Source organism: Edaphobacter sp. 12200R-103, from assembly GCF_010093025.1.
In the GTDB taxonomy this organism is placed as follows: domain Bacteria; phylum Acidobacteriota; class Terriglobia; order Terriglobales; family Acidobacteriaceae; genus Edaphobacter.
Window position 1 is genome coordinate 346,674 of sequence record NZ_CP048114.1, and the last position, 15,416, is coordinate 362,089.

The following is a 15,416-nucleotide window of genomic DNA, read 5'->3' on the forward strand; positions in this document are numbered from 1 at the left end:
TCGGGAGACTAGAGTGTGACGACGCGGCTGAGGTTGCGGGGATTGTCGGGATCGAGCCCCCTGGCGAGACCGCGATAGCTTCCAAAGAGCTGGCCCCATACGACGTACACAATGAGTCGGGCGATCTCGGGGACGTTCAGTCCGAGCTCGATCAGAAGATCTGCAGAGTCCCGGAGTGTGTTTGAAGCCTTGTTGGTTACCGCCATCGTCGACGATCCCAGAGACTTCATCTCACGCAGCACAGCTGCCTCCTGATCGAGACCACCTTCTGAGATAAGTGCGCCGACCAGCGTTCGAGGACCGGCAATGGATTTAGGCCCATGGCGAAACTCGAGCGTATGGAAGTACTGCGCATAGGTGCTGGAAGATTCCATGACCTTCAGGGCCGTCTCCGACGCAATCGGATAGAGAGGGCCTTGTCCCAGGAAAGCGACATCGTCGAGTTCTGTCTTGGCGAAGGCCTCAACCCTGGGAGAGTAAATATCAAGCAGGCGGCGCAACTCGCCGGGCAGCGTCTTCAGGGCATCGAGAAACTCCTGCTTTCCTGCAAGCGTTGCTGCCATATATTGCAGGCCGAGCAGCATAGAGGTGAACGAGGACGTCATGACCGTGCTCTTTTCGACCACGGGCATCTTCAGCAGCCGGGGCGTCATCTCTTTCAGCTCGTGACCATCGCAGGTTACACCGAGGAACGAGATTCCCTGTGATTGCAGGTATTCGGCGACACGCAGGATCTCCGAGGTATGCCCCGAGCGTGAGATCAGGACGGGGAAGTAGGACCGCTGGCTATAGGGCAAGGCCAGAGCCGGAAACAGCAGGATCTCTGAGGCGGGAATGGCGCGGGTCGGTACATTTAGCAGAAGCCCGAGGCTGCACGCTGCCGCCTGCGCAAGGTAGTAGCTGGTTCCGCAGCCGACAAAGACCCACTCTGCACTTTCCGGCTCGCGTCCTGCGACCAGTCCGCGAAGGTTCGTCTCCTGCAATGCCGCCAGAGAGTCGTTCCAGACCTGAGGTTGATTGTGAATCTCGCTCAACGTCTGCACGTCCTGATGCATAAATGCCAACCTCCACCTTGGGTAAAGCCTACCCCATGTTTCTCATGATACTTAAGAATCGAAACTAAACGTAATCAAAAGAAAGTTTAATCGATTTGCCCGCTGATTCATGCCAGAATTACCTCTATTCCGAAGCTCGTCAAGGCTTCCAGGTCCTCCTTCGAGATCTGAGTATCGGTAATGATCGTGTGTATCGCAGATGGTGAAACGATCTTTGCCAGACTCCTGCGGCTGAACTTGGTCGAATCGCATACGGCGATCACCCGGCGCGAGGCCTGTACCATCGCTCGATTGACACGTGCCTCAAGCACATTCGGAGTTGTAATTCCTGCGACGGGATCAAATCCATCCACTCCGAGAAAGAGGATGTCTGCGCGGATCTCATGAAGCATATCTTCTGCGGAAGGGCCGACGATGGAAAGCGCATTCTTCCGCATGGGGCCGCCCAGCAGAATGATCTCGAAATTGGTACTGGCGAGGTCGGCAGCTATGTTGACGCCGTTGGTGACAATGGTCAGTTTGCCAAAGCGGCGAAGTGCCTGGGCGACGGCGGTTGTCGTCGTTCCTGAGTCGAGCAAAATGCACTCGCCCTCTCGGACCAGCGTGGCTGCGGCCTCTGCGATGCGCTGCTTCTCCTTCCAACGCTGAAGATGCTTTTTATCCACCGGAGGATCGAGCAGTGACAAGTGTTGTGCGGCGAGTGCTCCGCCATGAGTACGCTTCACGAGACCGCGACTCTCCAGGTTATCGAGATCCTTGCGAATGGTGATGCGTGAGATTCCCAATGCTTCGGAGATCTCCGAAACAAGCACGCGCCCGTCTCTTTGAATCTGGGATAGAACATGCTGACGTCGTTCTTCGATCAGCATGGAACTGCCTCGCTTGTTTGGGCGCCGCGTTGTTTTCATTGTCACGTGCAATCACTGAAGTAAGGGGCCCAGAACCCAGAATAGATGGTTCGAAGATCGTAGGCCACATTTTTTGCAGGATGGCGTATCCCCGCCGGGCGAAAAGGTTATCTTTGCTGGAGGTGGAGTTTTCCGCATGGCCGAACTGAACGACAAATTTGTAAGTATGGTGACCGCAACCGCCCATGTCGATCTGCGATTGAGCGACTTCCAACCGCGCTCGTGTCTGAGCCTGGACGAGCATACGGTCCTGACGTCGCGGTTTCCGGCGATTGATTATCACAACCACCTCGACTCAACCGATCCTCGCGAGGTGCTTGCCATCATGGATCGGTGCGGGGTTGAGCATGTGGTCAATATCACCATGCAGGTAGGACAGGCCGCACTCGATATGATGGATCGCTTTCACAAGGCGGCGCCTGGAAGATTCTCCTCTATCGGGTGGATGGACTGGAGCGGAGCCGGTCGCAGTGACTTTGCCGCAGTGACAATCGAGCGCCTGAAGCGAATGGTGGATCACGGCGCCTGTGGGATCAAGTTCTGGAAGGATCTGGGACTAACATTGCGCAACTCTGACGGCAAACTTTTACGTATTGACGATGAGCGCTTCGCGCCGATCTTTGCCGCCTGTGGAGAGCTTGGCCTGCCAGTGATGTTTCATACTGCGGACCCTACAGCTTTTTTCGATCCCATCGACCAATTCAATGAGCGATACGAGGAACTTGCCGCGCATCCAGATTGGAGCTTCCATGGCTCGCCGGTCTCCAAGCGCGAACTTTTGGAACAGCGCAATCGCGTGATAGCACGGCATCCGGAGGTGACCTTTGTAGGAGCACACTGCGCCGAATGCTCAGAGGATCTTCGCTTTTTGGCGCAGCAGCTGGATGCGCTTCCTAATCTCCAGGTTGACATCAGCGCGCGAACTCCCGAGCTTGGCCGGCAACCTTACAGCACGCGCGAGTTTTTTCTGAAGTACTCGGACCGCATCTTATTCGGAACTGACCTATTGCCAGACGACAACATGTATCGCCTCTACTTCCGTTTTCTCGAGACGGCAGACGAGTACTTCGAATACCCGTCGCACGCCTCAAGGCAGGGCCGCTGGAACATCTACGGGATCTTTCTTCCTGACGATGTTCTGCGTAAGGTATACCGCGAGAATGCGCTGAAGTTGATGCCGCACCTGCGCTAGCGAGACACTGTCCGGCGGAACGGAAAGAGCACCCGCAGACGGGAATCACGCAGCCAGAGACCGGCCCAGGCCAGAATGCTGAACAGAACGGGAACAAGGCTGGGCAGCACGGCCTGGCCTGATCGCAGGTTCACGGCGGTCGCTCCTCCCATGTATCCCGTCACTAGCACAGCCCCAAAAAACGACGTGGCAGGAAACAGGTAGAGGGCCGTGCACACGATCTCGATATAACCAAGGAGATGGATGTGGTGCGGCGGGAACATTGGTGGTGGCGATCCAGTTTTGGGAACATAGGTGAACTTCACCACGGCCGTCAGGAGAATCAGCAGCGCCGCAAGAGCCGTGAGGATATACCCGGTTACAACAGATCTTTTCGACGAGTGTCCAGCCTCTGAACGGCTGGTGAATGGGAATACCTCGCGCAGGCTTCTGTCGAGCAGCCATATCCCTCCCCAGATAAAGAGCGCAATGTAGACCGGAAAGAGCGTATGGGTGAACAGGGGATTATCGACGCGCAGGTGGAGTGCGATTGCACCTCCAAGGTATCCGGTAAGGAGCAACGCCCCCAGCACGGCTGTCGCCGGAATGGCGTACAACAGGGTACAGATGAGTGCAACCACGGCGATTGCGTGAGTCAACTGCATCGGAAACTGAAGTTGCGCCTGTGCCTGCGCCACTTGCGGCGATGAGGTGAACTTGATCGAAGCGTCCATCAACATGAAGAGAATGCTGAGAACGATGAGGGCATAGCCGATGGAATTGCGACGCTTTGACGGTGCGTAGGTCTCGATTTCAACGGTCATAGGGGTGATCTTTCTTTTCTAGAGTGGTTGGAAGGCGGGCGGCGATGTCTCGGAGCATTGCCGCCCTCGGGATCAGCTCTGGCGAGATTCGAGCTCAGTGCGCAGACGTTCTTCACTCGCCCGAAGCTCCGGCGTCAGCTCCGAGCCGAAATCGTCCAGCTCGAAGATCTGCCTGATCTCAATTTCACCTTCCTCGTTCGAAGAGCCGGGGCACCGCTTCACCCATTCGATGGCCTCTTCTTTGCTTTTGCACTGCCAGATCCAGAAGCCGGCGATCAGCTCTTTGGTTTCTGCAAAGGGGCCGTCCATCACCATCCGTTTGTCTCCGCTGAAGCGAACTCGTGTACCTTTCGAACTGGGATGGAGTCCCTCGCCTGCGAGCATCACGCCGGCAGCGACGAGTTCTTCATTGAACTTGCCCATCTCTTCCAGGAGCTTCTGGTCCGGCATGGCTCCAGCTTCTGAGTTGGGAGTGGCCTTAATGATGATCATGAATCGCATTGCACTTCGTTCCTTTCGCGGGTGAGAGTTTGTTGTTCAGGATGCTCTTCTGTTGTCCGGTTGCATCTCTGTCAGTCCGGCAGCTGCCTTCTGGACGTCAGGAGGAAAGTCGGCGAGCTCCTGCACCTGGCGTATCTCAATGGTCTCGTTGGCAGAGGCAGGGCAGCGTTTCGCCCACTCGATTGCCTCTTCGCGTGACCGGACCTGGATCATCCAGTAGCCGCCGAGCACTTCTTTCACTTCAGCAAAAGGGCCGTCTGTCACGTGCGGTTTTCCGTCCTCGAAGGTGACGCGCGCTCCGGTCGACGGTGGATGAAGACCGTCGAGCGCCAGCAGGACTCCTGCTTTTTTCAGGGATTCGTTGTACTTCATCATTGCGGTTACTGCTTCGGCGCTTGGCATCGTGTCCGGAGCTGCACTCTCATATCCTTTAGGGATCATCAGCATCATGAATCGCATGTTTGGCTCCTATACGGTTTGTGCCTGATGGCTCAGCTTGATGGACTCGATACAGTTGTCGGAGTCGTGAACGAGACGGATCTCGACCTCGCCATCGCCGGCGATCTCGAGAAACTCGCGGGCTTCTGCGATGGCCTCCTGCTTCGAGTTCGCCCGGTAGAGGGCGAATCCGGCGATCAGTTCCTTCGCCTCGGCGAATGGCCCATCCGTTACGTTGAGTTTCCCATTGCTCAACCGAACCTTGGCGCCGTTGCAGGTGGGACCGCAGCCCTCGGTCGCAAGCAGCTTGCCTTCTTCGATCTTCCGCTGGATAAGATCGCCCATGCGGGCCATCATCTCTGGTGTGGGTGGGAGGCCAGCCTCCACGCTGGCCACATCTGCGGGGCGGTACAGCATAAGAAATCGCATCTTCTGTAACCTCTGTGTGTCTGTGGTGGCTGGGCTATGCGTTTGGTTCGTTGCAGTTGATCATCCAGGCGATTCCGAACTTGTCGGTGAACATCGCGAAGCGCGTCGCCCAGAACGTCGGCTGGATCGGCATCGTCACCTTGCCACCGGCAGAGAGCTCGTTGAAGATGCGCTCGGCCTCGGCGTTCTGGTCGACCTGCAGGCTGACGGAGAAACCCTGGGGTGCCTTGTAGTGCTCCGGCGGGGCATCGGAGGCCATCAGAACGGCGTCACCTACGGTCAGGCGGGCATGCATGATCTTGTCGCGCCATTCTGGAGCGGTGTGCTGCTCGGCGGGAGTTCCGGCGTGGGGGAGCATCGCCTCAATCTTGCCCTTGAGGACACGCTCGTAAAACTTGAAGGCTTCTTCACAGTCGCCTTTAAAGAAGAGATAGGGTTGAATCTGCATGGTCAATCTCCTTCACATAAGAAAGCGGTTTTTTCTGCCGCTTTACATACTCGTCGAATGGAGACGACGGAAATCGACACGTCCTCACAAAAAATAGAAATATTTTTGCGAGAAGTTTGCGTAATTATCCGACAGTAGTCGTCTGCAGGTTCTTTTCTGCATCCGACGCCATGGTCTTCGATGCGTGTTTCGTCAGCTCCTCTGCGTAGTCGGCCGGGAAATCAGATGCCTCAATGAGCTGGCGGATCTCGACCTCAACGTCGCACTCACCCGTGAGGGTAGGGCACTTCTGCGCCCAGGCGAGAGCCTCTTCTCTGGAAGGGACGTTGATTACGATGAATCCGGCGACAAGTTCCTTTAGCTCGGTGAAGGGGCCGTCCACCACAGTCTGCTTGCCCTTATTGATGACGATCCGGGAGGAGTTCGCACTGGGCTGCAACCACTCACCGCCCAGCAGAATGCCAGCATCGCGCATGGATTGGTAGTAGTTTCCGATAGCGCCAAGAAGTTCTTTGCTCGGCAGACCTGCACCCTGTTCCATCTGCTTGTCGGCTTTGCGAAGGATCATGAATCGCATGTTGAGTTCCCCCGGCGACGATTTTACGTGGATGGAAATACGGCTCAAATGCGAGTTCTATCAGGCGAAGGTTTTGGGTCTCAAATATGTGACCAGTGACGCCACTTAACTTCTGAGCTATCGCGCTAACCGCTCAAGATGCCGGAACCCGCCGGTTGCGATAAACATCGTCAAAAACACTGACAGGTTATAGCTGGCATGCACCAGTGCCGAGCTGGCGACCGATCGTGTGCGGACGCGGACGGCGGTCAGGACCAGTGAGACGCAGAAGAGGACGAAGACAGCGATCCATGTATGTCCCAGCTGCTGGCCGTGAATCAGCGCGAAAAAGATGCTGGAGAGGATCGCCGAGAAGATGATGGAGGCCAGCGTCAGGTTGGTGGTATTGCGCCAGTGTTCGTGCGCTGCGGGAGTCCGGGGCAGGCAGAGCCAGTCATAGGCGATGGCAAAGGCTGGGAAGAGAAAGCCGCGGAAGGCGATCTCTTCAAACATGGGAGCAAGCAGGGTACCGAAAGCCGCGACCACCCAGACATCGGATGATGTGCGGAAGAAATCGTCCATCGGGATCGATTTCGGCACGGGAATCAGCGAAGAGAGGGCCTGCACGATGAAGCCGATGAGAAGACCGATCGGGATCAGCTTGAAGGCGTTGCGCCGCGCAGTTGCGAAGTTCCACTGGATTCCGTTGCTGAAGGAGCGCTGCCAGAGCAGAGGAAAAAACAGCCAGGAGGCGGCCAGCGTGAGGACATAGCTGACGGCCTCGGCGGCGATCAGCAGCTTGGGATGTGCTGCGGCAACGCCCGTCCTGTGCGGATCGGCCACCGGATGCGCCAGCCCCAGCAGAGAGACCTGGGCGATCATCAGCAGCAGAAATGTCAGCGCGACGAAGAGGATCGCGTGGCCGATGTGAGGAACCCGCGCTGGAACCCCGGGGCCGCGAGCGTCCGAGGGGGGAGGCGCCTGGATTACGATGGCCTCTCCGTTAGGAGACATCGCGACATCAGCGGGAGCCTGCGGCTGTGAAAGGTCGCGGTGCAGATCGTCAGGCTGCGGAGGTGTAGCAGGTTGGCTCATGCCTTCTTCTTTGTTGATTTTGCAGTCTTCTTTGCCTTGGCAGATTTCTTTCGTGTGGGTGAATCGGAATCTTCTGTCTTGCTAAGTTTAGCTGCGCGCGCGGTGGGTACGCCGGTTTTCTTCTCGGGAGGAACAAACTTCCCCTTCGGCTTCTTGTCGGGATCGGGAGCCGCTCCGATGCCGGCAGGTTGCGGTCCGGCATGGCTGGCACCGTTCCGGTTCGCCAGAAGTCTGGGATCGTAGTGACGGGCGAGGAATTCGGCGGTGTGGGAGCCTTTGACCGTAGCGACCTGCTCGGGCGTGCCGTGAGCGATGATCTGGCCTCCGCCTTCGCCGCCCTCCGGGCCAAGGTCGAGAATGTAATCGGCGTTGCGGATAATGTCGAGGTTGTGCTCGATGATGATGACCGTATTGCCCAGATCGGTAAGACGGTGAAGCACTTCCAGCAGTTTGCGGACGTCGTCGAAGTGAAGGCCGGTTGTGGGCTCATCCAGCAGGTACAGGGTACGACCTGTCTGGCGTTTCGAAAGCTCACGAGCCAGCTTCATGCGCTGGGCCTCACCTCCGGAAAGGGTAGTGGCGGACTGACCAAGGTGAATGTAGCCGAGGCCGACGTCGACCAGTGTCTGCAGGCGCTGATTGACCGCCGGAATGTCTTTGAGGACCGGCACAGCATCTTCGATGGCGAGATCGAGGATATCGGCGATGGAGTAGCCGTTGAACTTTACCGCCAGAGTCTCCTGGTTGTAGCGGCGGCCGTTGCAGACCTCGCACAGAACGTAGACGTCTGGCAGGAAGTTCATCTCGATGCGCCGCTGCCCCTCGCCCTGGCAGGCCTCGCAGCGTCCGCCCTGCACGTTGAAGCTGAAGCGTCCGGGTTTGTAACCGCGTTCGCGCGACTCCGGAAGCATGGCAAAGAGGTCGCGGATGGCGGAGAAGACCCCGGTGTAGGTCGCTGGGTTGGAGCGCGGAGTGCGGCCGATCGGAGACTGATCGATCTCGATGACCTTGTCGATCTGCGAGATGCCGCGGACCCGGCCGTGCTGGCCGGGCTCTTCGCGCGAACCGTATAGTTCTCGGGCGAGAGCGCGATAGAGGATGTCATTGACCAGCGTGCTCTTGCCCGAGCCAGAGACCCCGGTGATGACCGTCATCACTCCAAGCGGGAAGTGCGCGGTAACGTTCCTGAGATTGTGGGCACGCGCATTCTCGACGGTGATCCAGTTGCCGGTTAGCGGGCGAGGCTCTTTGCGGGCGACGATCTCGATCTTCCCGGCGAGGTATTTCCCCGTGACCGAGGCGTCGTTCGCCATGATCTGGTCGGGAGTGCCGTCCGCGATGAGGTGACCTCCGTTTTTGCCGGCTCCCGGGCCGAGATCGAGAACGTAGTCTGCCTTGCGGATGGTGTCCTCGTCGTGCTCGACGACGAGGACCGTGTTGCCGAGGTCCCGCAGGTCTTCGAGTGCGGAGATAAGGCGCTGGTTGTCGCGCTGATGCAGCCCGATGGAAGGTTCGTCCAGGACGTAGAGGACGCCGCGGAGGCGCGAGCCGATCTGTGTAGCCAGTCGGATGCGCTGTCCTTCGCCGCCGGAGAGCGTGGCGGCAGAACGGTCGAGCGAAAGATAGCCGAGGCCGACAGCGTTCAGAAACTCCAGCCGCTCGATCACCTCGCGTTGCAGGCGATCGGCGATCAGGCGTTCGCGTCCGGCGAAGTTCATGTCGCGAGCGCTTTTGAGCGCACGCTCCAGAGAGAGCCCGGTAAAGTCGGCGATGGACTGACCGTTGACGGTGACGGCGAGCGACTCTGGCCGCAGGCGCTTGCCCTGGCAGCGTGGGCAGGTGGTCGCGGACATGTACTGCATCATGTACTCGCGATAACCCTCGGATTTGGTGTCTTCGAGGTTGGCGCGGAGGTAGGCGAAGATGCCGTGGAAGCCGGTTCGTCCTGCCTCGCCCCTGGGAGGGCCGTAGAGGAAGAGGTTCTGCTGCTCGGGTGTTAGCTGGTCGAAGGGCTTGCGGATGTCGATCTTGTACTTTTCAGCGGCGAGCTTGATGAGGCGCAGGAGGTACTGCGAGGCGGAGCCGGGGCCCATGGCTCCATCGAGCAGGGGCTTGGACCAGTCGGTGATGGTCTTGGCGGGATCGAAGTCGTAGATGGACCCCAGGCCGTGGCACTCGGGGCAGGCGCCGTAGGCGGAGTTGAAGGAGAAGCTGCGCGGCTCGAGCTTGGGGACGTTGATGCCGCAGTCCGGGCAGGCCATGGAGGAGGAGTAGAGGGTCTCTTCCTGCTTGCGGGTGACCGGGTCCTGGATGCCGATGAGGACGAGGCCGTTCGCCATCTGAAGGGCCTTGGCGACCGAGGCTTCGAGGCGTCGCGTGTCGTACTTAAAGATGGAGGATTCCTGCGAACCCACCTTAGTCTCGCGCCGACTGGCGTCGTCGCGAACCGAAGATGGGGCACCCGCTTCTGTGGCGGCCAGGGGCTTGAGGATGATGCGGTCGACGATGGCCTCGATGGTGTGATTCTTGCGCTTTTCGAGGCGCATACCCTCTGTGATCTCGATCATCTCGCCGTCGACGCGGGCGCGGAAGCCCTGCTGGTCGAGGGCCTCGAGCTCTTCGCGAAACTCGCCTTTGCGGCCTCGCACGATGGGAGCCATGATGGTGATTCGCTCGCCAGGGGCGAGAGCGACGATGCGCTCGACGATCTGGTCGGCGCTCTGGCGCGAGATGGGACGGTGGCAGTTGGGGCAGTGCGGCTGGCCGACGGAGGCGTAGAGCAGCCGGAGGTAGTCGTAGATCTCGGTGATGGTTCCGACGGTCGAGCGCGGCGAGCGCGAGGTTGTCTTCTGCTCGATCGAGATCGCAGGACTCAGGCCGTCGATGGAGTCGACATCGGGCCGCTCCATCTGGTCGAGGAACTGGCGGGCGTAGGCGGAGAGCGTCTCAACGTAGCGGCGTTGGCCTTCAGCGTAGATGGTGTCAAAGGCGAGGGACGATTTGCCCGAGCCGGAGAGTCCGGTCACGACGGTCAGGGTGTTTCGCGGGATCGAGACAGAGACATTGCGCAGGTTGTGCTGACGGGCGCCCCGCACGGTGATGTGGGTGATGCCCTGCGGAGTGCGGGGGATAATTTCGGTGCCCATAGACGAATTTGGCGGCTTTACGGCCAAGTATCTAGGATACGGCATTTACCGGGCCGGCGTCGTATTCGATACGGCGTCAGCCGGGCCAGCCCAAGCCTCCGACCTCCCAAATCGGTAAATGTACCCAGAGATTCAATATCCTCCTATGCAGAAGGCATTGTGTTTTGCGGGGTGTTTGCATCACAGTAGTAGATGCAAGCTGATTCAGTGCAACGATTGTGGCTGAAGACTGCGTAATAAAGGGAGTCGTTGCAGTGAACTCGTCGATTGTTCTTATCTCCGCCGTCCTGGCATCCCTGGCAATAGGCGTCTTGTTCGCTTATGGAATCTGTACAACCATGTTTCGTCTCTTCCGGATTCATGCTCGACAAGTGGCTGCGGAGAAACAGGCTCGTGCTGGCGTGGCTTCGCCGCGTGTTGCCGGCCATTAATACTTCACTGTCCTGGCTGTATTGCGTGAAGTATTTATAAGTATTGGGTTGAGCTTTAGATTTAACTCTTCAAAATATTGAAAATAATACCCTTACTATTAATCCCTTGATCGGGCGATGCTGGTGGGCCTTCGGGATGCTACTAGGGCTGGGCGTGCTGCTGCTGGCGCAGCTTCATCAGCTGATCGAAGATCTGCTGCGGGGTACGAACTCCGTTGGGTGACTGCTGGTTGGAGTCAGTAGAGCTTCCGCTGCCGGTATTGTTGCTGCCGCTAGCCGTACCTGGTTGCCCGGCGGGTTGCGACCCTGGAGCAGGTGCCGGGGCCGGAGTTGTCTGCGCGTTGGAGTCGTCCGGTGGCTCAGGTGGATTATTGACCGGAGGATTGTTGTCGGTATCGGCCTCGGCGTCGTTGAAGCGCATGGCGTTGGGGTTGGGCGGAGTGGGACCGCCTGTGCGCGGCGTAAGGATGAGCTGCGCGGATTTGTTGTCGACGCTGGAGACGAAGAGCATGTTGCTGGAGGTGCCGTCGAGGAGCTCGTTGAGCACCTGGGCGAGGCTTCCTGGGCCGTAACTGCCAAAGACCCTCTCGTCGGTTACTCCTCCCGTGATGGTGATGCCGGTGTGCTGGGAGATTTCGTGGAGGATCTGGTTGAGGCTGGAGTTGTTGGCCTGGACGGTGAGCTGATGACCGGCGTAGGTGATCTGGGGGCGATTCGGGAGTGCTGGTTGAGGCTGGGTTGCGGGTGCCGTCGAGGGTGTTGCCGGAATCTGGGACGGCGTGGGCGTCATAGGAGACTGAGCACAGGCCGGAATTGCGAGGCAGAGCAGGGCTGCAAGTCGGGTTGGCGTGGGGGCGGACATGCTCTGGGCTCTATGGTACGACGGTTCGGGTCTTCGAAGGTCATCGAGTCGGGGCGGGGACGGTGGTGATGGCGCACCGATGGCTTCTTGTGTGGCATGCGATGTGGGGAAAGTATGACTGAATAGCTATCCTGCAAAGAAATACAGGGATTCTTCGCTTCGCTCAGAATGACGGCGGGAGGGATGGGGCAATAGAGAGGCCCGGCATTGCCGGGCCTCTCTATTGACACGAGTATGTTGCGATTTAAATGGTTTGGCCCGAGCGCGCGTTGCGATCAGGCGGTCCGGGGCTGGCCAAGGCGCGGTACGAGCACCTGGAAGATTGCCAGCGCCGAGACATAGGCGAATCCGGCGAGCGCGAAGATCGGCAGCGGGTGCAGTGCGAAGTAATGGGAGACGACCCAGGTGAAGATGGCTCCTCCGATTGCGCCAGCGGTTCCGCCAATGCCAACGACGGTGCTGACACTGGTGGACGGGAACATGTCGGTAGGGGTGGAGAAGAGATTGGCCGACCAACCCTGATGCGCCGCCGTTGCGAGGCAGAAGAGCGCGATTGCCGGCCAGGCGTTGTTGGGCGAGATGGTCTTCATGTGAGGTACGAGCATGATGGGCAGAACACACAAAGCGCAGACGAGAAGGGCAAATTTGCGCCCGGAGTTGACGCTGTGTCCGTGCTTCATGCGGAAGCCTGAGAGCCAGCCCCCCGCCACCGAGCCGATGCTGGCAACCGTGTAGATGACGATGAGCGGATATTTAACGTGGTTAAGGTCCAGCCCATAGTTGTCGTTGAGGAACTTGGGCAGATAGAAGAGATAGAACCACCAGATGGGGTCAGTGAATCCTTTGCCGATACAGAAGGCCCAGAAGCCGCGGTGGCGGAGAAGGACGGAGTAGATGGGTTTGCCCTGGGTGACGGGTGCAAGATTGGCTTGAGTCTGGGTGGCTCCGCGACGCAGACGGTTGTAGGGAAAGAGCAGCCAGATGACGCACCAGATGAGCCCCATGGAGCCGGTGGTGATGAAGGCCGCGTTCCATCCCCAGCGCATGGTCACGGCGGCGATCAGGACAGGGGCGACGAAGGCCGAGGCGTTGGAGCCGGAGTTGAAGAGTCCGGTAGCAAGCGCACGCTCTTCGGAGGGAAACCATTCGGTCGTGGCCTTGATGGCGGCAGGGAAGTTTCCGGATTCGCCGAGTCCGAGGAAGATGCGGGCGATGCAGAAACCGGCGACGCTGCCGACGAGGGAGTGGCTGATGGAAGCGCATCCCCAGACCAGGATGGCGATGGCATATCCGGTCTTGGTGCCGAGTTTGTCGATGATGCGGCCGGCGAAGAGGAAGCCGACGCCGTAGGCGATCTGGAAGCAGATGAGAATGCGGCCGTAGTTGATGTTGTAGACGGTCTGATGGGCAGCATCTACGCCGGGGACCCAGCCCATGAAATCGAGGTGCAGAAGCGGCTCGATCAGCGAGAAGACCGAGCGATCCATGTAGTTAATGGTCGTCGCGAGAAAGAGAAGGAAGCAGACAAACCAGCGAACATTGGACTTGTCGGGGGCCGAGAGGGTGAAGTCCTGTGTAGCGGGACTGGTTGTGGGGTTCGTCGACATGTAAATCAAAGCTCCGGCGATAGTTCTGGTCAGACCATTACAGGCAGAGGGCCGCGAAGGCCGTTAGAGATCAATGAGATTGGTTTCTGGATGAGAATAGCCGGTTGGAGCCTGTTTGTGTCAAGGAGCAAACGGTGAAAGTAGCGATGAAAGTGGTCTATCCAATTATTGCTTCGGTACCTGCGCACGGTAGCTTTTCGAATCTGTAAATCGGTTACCAGGATTGGGAGAGCAATGTGCTGTGGGAGCTTGCGATGGTGACGCGCCGAAGATGGGACACACGGATGTGCGCGGTATGGAGTAAGAGCTTGCTTCAGGGATACTGCAAAGAAATATAGGGATTCTTAGCCTGCGGCTCAGAATGACGGTGCGCGTTTGGATGACGTGGATACTGGCCTGTGGGCTTTTGCGGGGAGTATGGATCCGGCCCGGGATCTGTGGTTCCGGGCCGGAGGCGGGCAGTTACCTTGTTGTGTTGAGGACCAGGACGGTGGCGACGGGGTCGAGGGCCTGGGCCGGGAGGTCGACGTCGAGGGCAGCGCCCTTCTGGGTGAACTTGAGCGGCTTGTGGGCGGAGTCGGCGAGCAGGTAGGCTCCAGTGACCTTGCGGGGCATCCTGTCTACGTGGAAGTGACCCTTCCAGTCGAAGATCTCGATGTACACCTTGTTGCCCTTGGTGGTGGAGCGCCACTCCCAGGTGGGGTTGAACTTCGGCTTGCCGTCACGTCCTTTTTCGGTGGCACTGAAGGTTCCGGTGGGTGTGTCGAAGATGGTGGCGCTGGTTCCGTAGATGGCTTCGCCGTTGACCTTCATCCATTTGCCCATGTCGTGCAGCCGGTCGACTTCGGGCTGGGGGACGATGCCCTTGGAGTCTGGGCCGATGTTAAGCAGGTAGTTGCCACCCTTGGAGGCGATATCAATGAGATTGCGGATGAGGGTCTCAGAGGACTTGAAGTTGGTATCGAAAGATTTGTATCCCCAGGTGTCGTTGATGGTCATGCAGGATTCCCAGTCGCGGCCGGGGAATCCCTGGGCAGGGATGTACTGTTCGGGGGTTTCGGTATCGCCTTTGTAGGTTCCTCCGAGACGGTTGTTCCAGATGAGATTGGGATATTTGTTGAGGAGCTTGACGATCTCGGCCGCGCGCTCTGGGGTCATCATCTTGGTTGGGGTATCGAACCAGACGACGACGGGGTAGCCCTTGTAATTCTCAAGCAACTCTTTGATCTGGGGGATGGACTTCTTGTGCAGGTAGTCGTCGAAGGATCCGTCCTGCGCTTTATCCCAGTGTCCGGTTACCTTGTCGTGATTGCCGCGAACGATGGCAGCGCCTCCGGGTGCGGTCCAGTCCTGCGCCTGCGAATAGTAGAAGCCCAGCTTGATGCCCTGCTTGCGGCATTCTTCAGCAAGTTCCTTGAGGGGATCGCGATGATACGGCGTGGCGGCGACGATGTTGAAGGGATCGGCCTTGGAATCGAACATGGCGAAGCCGTCGTGGTGCTTGGAGGTGATGACGATGTACTTCATGCCGGAGGATTTTGCCAGCGCCACAATGTCATGTGCGGAGAAGCCGGTGGGGTTGAACTGCTTGGCGAGCGCCTTATAGTCGGCGACGGGGATGGAGAGATCGTTCATGATCCATTCGCCGATGTGGGTGGTGCGCTGTCCCTTCCACTCACCCGCGGGGATGGAATAGAGGCCCCAGTGAATGAACATGCCGAAGCGGGCATCGCGCCACCACGCCATGCGGGCATCACGCTGGGCGGCGGTCTCGGTGTCTTGAATGGCGGGGACGGGATGTTTGGTGGGGGTGGGATCGGCCTTGCTGCCCTGAAGCTGGGCAAAGCTGAGCGAAGCTGAGGAGGCGAAGAGGAGTCCGGTTGCGATGCTGCGATGCAGAAGGTTCACGGGCATTCCTTTGGGTGAAGTTACGGCACGCGAATTA

14 protein-coding genes are annotated in these 15,416 nt (G+C 58.6%); 1 reads left to right on the forward strand and 13 read right to left on the reverse strand.

The window, feature by feature from the left end; genetic code table 11:
• Positions 1–8 precede the first annotated feature (8 nt).
• Together GWR55_RS01545 and GWR55_RS01550 are read right to left on the reverse strand one after the other, a co-directional pair.
• On the reverse strand, positions 9–1,055 hold the full coding sequence (locus GWR55_RS01545; RefSeq protein WP_162400688.1) for an SIS domain-containing protein: 1,047 nt from the start codon (positions 1,053–1,055) through the stop codon (positions 9–11).
• Positions 1,056–1,162: 107 nt separating this feature from the next.
• Positions 1,163–1,867 (reverse strand): DeoR/GlpR family DNA-binding transcription regulator, encoded by a 705-nt coding sequence (locus GWR55_RS01550; RefSeq protein ID WP_370521292.1) that lies wholly within the window; start codon positions 1,865–1,867, stop codon positions 1,163–1,165.
• Between the two features lie 232 nt (positions 1,868–2,099).
• Between GWR55_RS01550 and GWR55_RS01555 the strand changes: the two genes are divergently transcribed.
• Positions 2,100–3,155 (forward strand): amidohydrolase family protein, encoded by a 1,056-nt coding sequence (locus tag GWR55_RS01555; RefSeq protein ID WP_162400689.1) that lies wholly within the window; start codon positions 2,100–2,102, stop codon positions 3,153–3,155.
• Here the strand turns inward: GWR55_RS01555 and GWR55_RS01560 are convergent.
• The 11 genes from GWR55_RS01560 to GWR55_RS01610 form a co-directional block, all read right to left on the reverse strand.
• Positions 3,152–3,958, reverse strand: a complete 807-nt coding sequence (locus tag GWR55_RS01560) for a DoxX family protein (protein ID WP_162400690.1) — start codon at positions 3,956–3,958, stop codon at positions 3,152–3,154. The two genes, GWR55_RS01555 and GWR55_RS01560, sit on opposite strands and share 4 nt — an antisense overlap.
• A gap of 72 nt (positions 3,959–4,030) precedes the next feature.
• The gene (locus tag GWR55_RS01565) at positions 4,031–4,450 is read right to left on the reverse strand and encodes a YciI family protein (RefSeq protein ID WP_238398570.1); all 420 of its coding nucleotides are present in this window, start codon (positions 4,448–4,450) and stop codon (positions 4,031–4,033) included.
• A gap of 45 nt (positions 4,451–4,495) precedes the next feature.
• Positions 4,496–4,918, reverse strand: coding sequence for a YciI family protein (locus GWR55_RS01570; protein WP_162400692.1), 423 nt, complete (start codon positions 4,916–4,918; stop codon positions 4,496–4,498).
• 9 nt (positions 4,919–4,927) lie between these two features.
• Entirely contained in the window at positions 4,928–5,326 is a 399-nt protein-coding gene (locus GWR55_RS01575) for a YciI family protein (RefSeq protein ID WP_162400693.1), read from the reverse strand.
• Positions 5,327–5,360: 34 nt separating this feature from the next.
• Positions 5,361–5,774 (reverse strand): VOC family protein, encoded by a 414-nt coding sequence (locus GWR55_RS01580; protein ID WP_162400694.1) that lies wholly within the window; start codon positions 5,772–5,774, stop codon positions 5,361–5,363.
• Positions 5,775–5,898: 124 nt separating this feature from the next.
• A complete protein-coding gene (locus tag GWR55_RS01585; protein ID WP_202925559.1) occupies positions 5,899–6,342 on the reverse strand; it encodes a YciI family protein in 444 nt (147 codons plus the stop codon).
• A gap of 126 nt (positions 6,343–6,468) precedes the next feature.
• Positions 6,469–7,425 (reverse strand): CPBP family intramembrane glutamic endopeptidase, encoded by a 957-nt coding sequence (locus GWR55_RS01590; protein WP_162400696.1) that lies wholly within the window; start codon positions 7,423–7,425, stop codon positions 6,469–6,471.
• Positions 7,422–10,571 carry an excinuclease ABC subunit UvrA gene (gene uvrA / locus GWR55_RS01595; protein WP_162400697.1) on the reverse strand — a complete coding sequence of 1,050 codons (3,150 nt, stop codon included), beginning with the start codon at positions 10,569–10,571 and terminating at the stop codon, positions 7,422–7,424. The genes GWR55_RS01590 and uvrA overlap by 4 nt, the downstream gene beginning before the upstream one ends.
• 573 nt (positions 10,572–11,144) lie before the next feature.
• The gene (locus GWR55_RS01600; protein WP_162400698.1) at positions 11,145–11,864 is read right to left on the reverse strand and encodes a hypothetical protein; all 720 of its coding nucleotides are present in this window, start codon (positions 11,862–11,864) and stop codon (positions 11,145–11,147) included.
• 275 nt (positions 11,865–12,139) lie between these two features.
• Positions 12,140–13,471 (reverse strand): MFS transporter, encoded by a 1,332-nt coding sequence (locus GWR55_RS01605; RefSeq protein ID WP_162400699.1) that lies wholly within the window; start codon positions 13,469–13,471, stop codon positions 12,140–12,142.
• A gap of 462 nt (positions 13,472–13,933) precedes the next feature.
• A complete protein-coding gene (locus GWR55_RS01610; protein ID WP_162400700.1) occupies positions 13,934–15,379 on the reverse strand; it encodes an alpha-L-fucosidase in 1,446 nt (481 codons plus the stop codon).
• Between the last annotated feature and the right edge of the window lie 37 nt (positions 15,380–15,416).

What these genes read in the sequence shown, in the direction of transcription:
- GWR55_RS01565 (WP_238398570.1), bottom strand. Translation starts at nt 4,450, where the DNA reads ATGATCATCATTAAGGCCACTCCCAACTCAGAAGCTGGAGCCATGCCG.
- GWR55_RS01555 (WP_162400689.1), top strand. Translation starts at nt 2,100, where the DNA reads ATGGCCGAACTGAACGACAAATTTGTAAGTATGGTGACCGCAACCGCC.
- GWR55_RS01580 (WP_162400694.1), bottom strand. Translation starts at nt 5,774, where the DNA reads ATGCAGATTCAACCCTATCTCTTCTTTAAAGGCGACTGTGAAGAAGCC.
- GWR55_RS01575 (WP_162400693.1), bottom strand. Translation starts at nt 5,326, where the DNA reads ATGCGATTTCTTATGCTGTACCGCCCCGCAGATGTGGCCAGCGTGGAG.
- GWR55_RS01605 (WP_162400699.1), bottom strand. Translation starts at nt 13,471, where the DNA reads ATGTCGACGAACCCCACAACCAGTCCCGCTACACAGGACTTCACCCTC.
- GWR55_RS01545 (WP_162400688.1), bottom strand. Translation starts at nt 1,055, where the DNA reads ATGCATCAGGACGTGCAGACGTTGAGCGAGATTCACAATCAACCTCAG.
- GWR55_RS01590 (WP_162400696.1), bottom strand. Translation starts at nt 7,425, where the DNA reads ATGAGCCAACCTGCTACACCTCCGCAGCCTGACGATCTGCACCGCGAC.
- GWR55_RS01600 (WP_162400698.1), bottom strand. Translation starts at nt 11,864, where the DNA reads ATGTCCGCCCCCACGCCAACCCGACTTGCAGCCCTGCTCTGCCTCGCA.
- GWR55_RS01570 (WP_162400692.1), bottom strand. Translation starts at nt 4,918, where the DNA reads ATGCGATTCATGATGCTGATGATCCCTAAAGGATATGAGAGTGCAGCT.
- uvrA (WP_162400697.1), bottom strand. Translation starts at nt 10,571, where the DNA reads ATGGGCACCGAAATTATCCCCCGCACTCCGCAGGGCATCACCCACATC.
- GWR55_RS01585 (WP_202925559.1), bottom strand. Translation starts at nt 6,342, where the DNA reads ATGATCCTTCGCAAAGCCGACAAGCAGATGGAACAGGGTGCAGGTCTG.
- GWR55_RS01560 (WP_162400690.1), bottom strand. Translation starts at nt 3,958, where the DNA reads ATGACCGTTGAAATCGAGACCTACGCACCGTCAAAGCGTCGCAATTCC.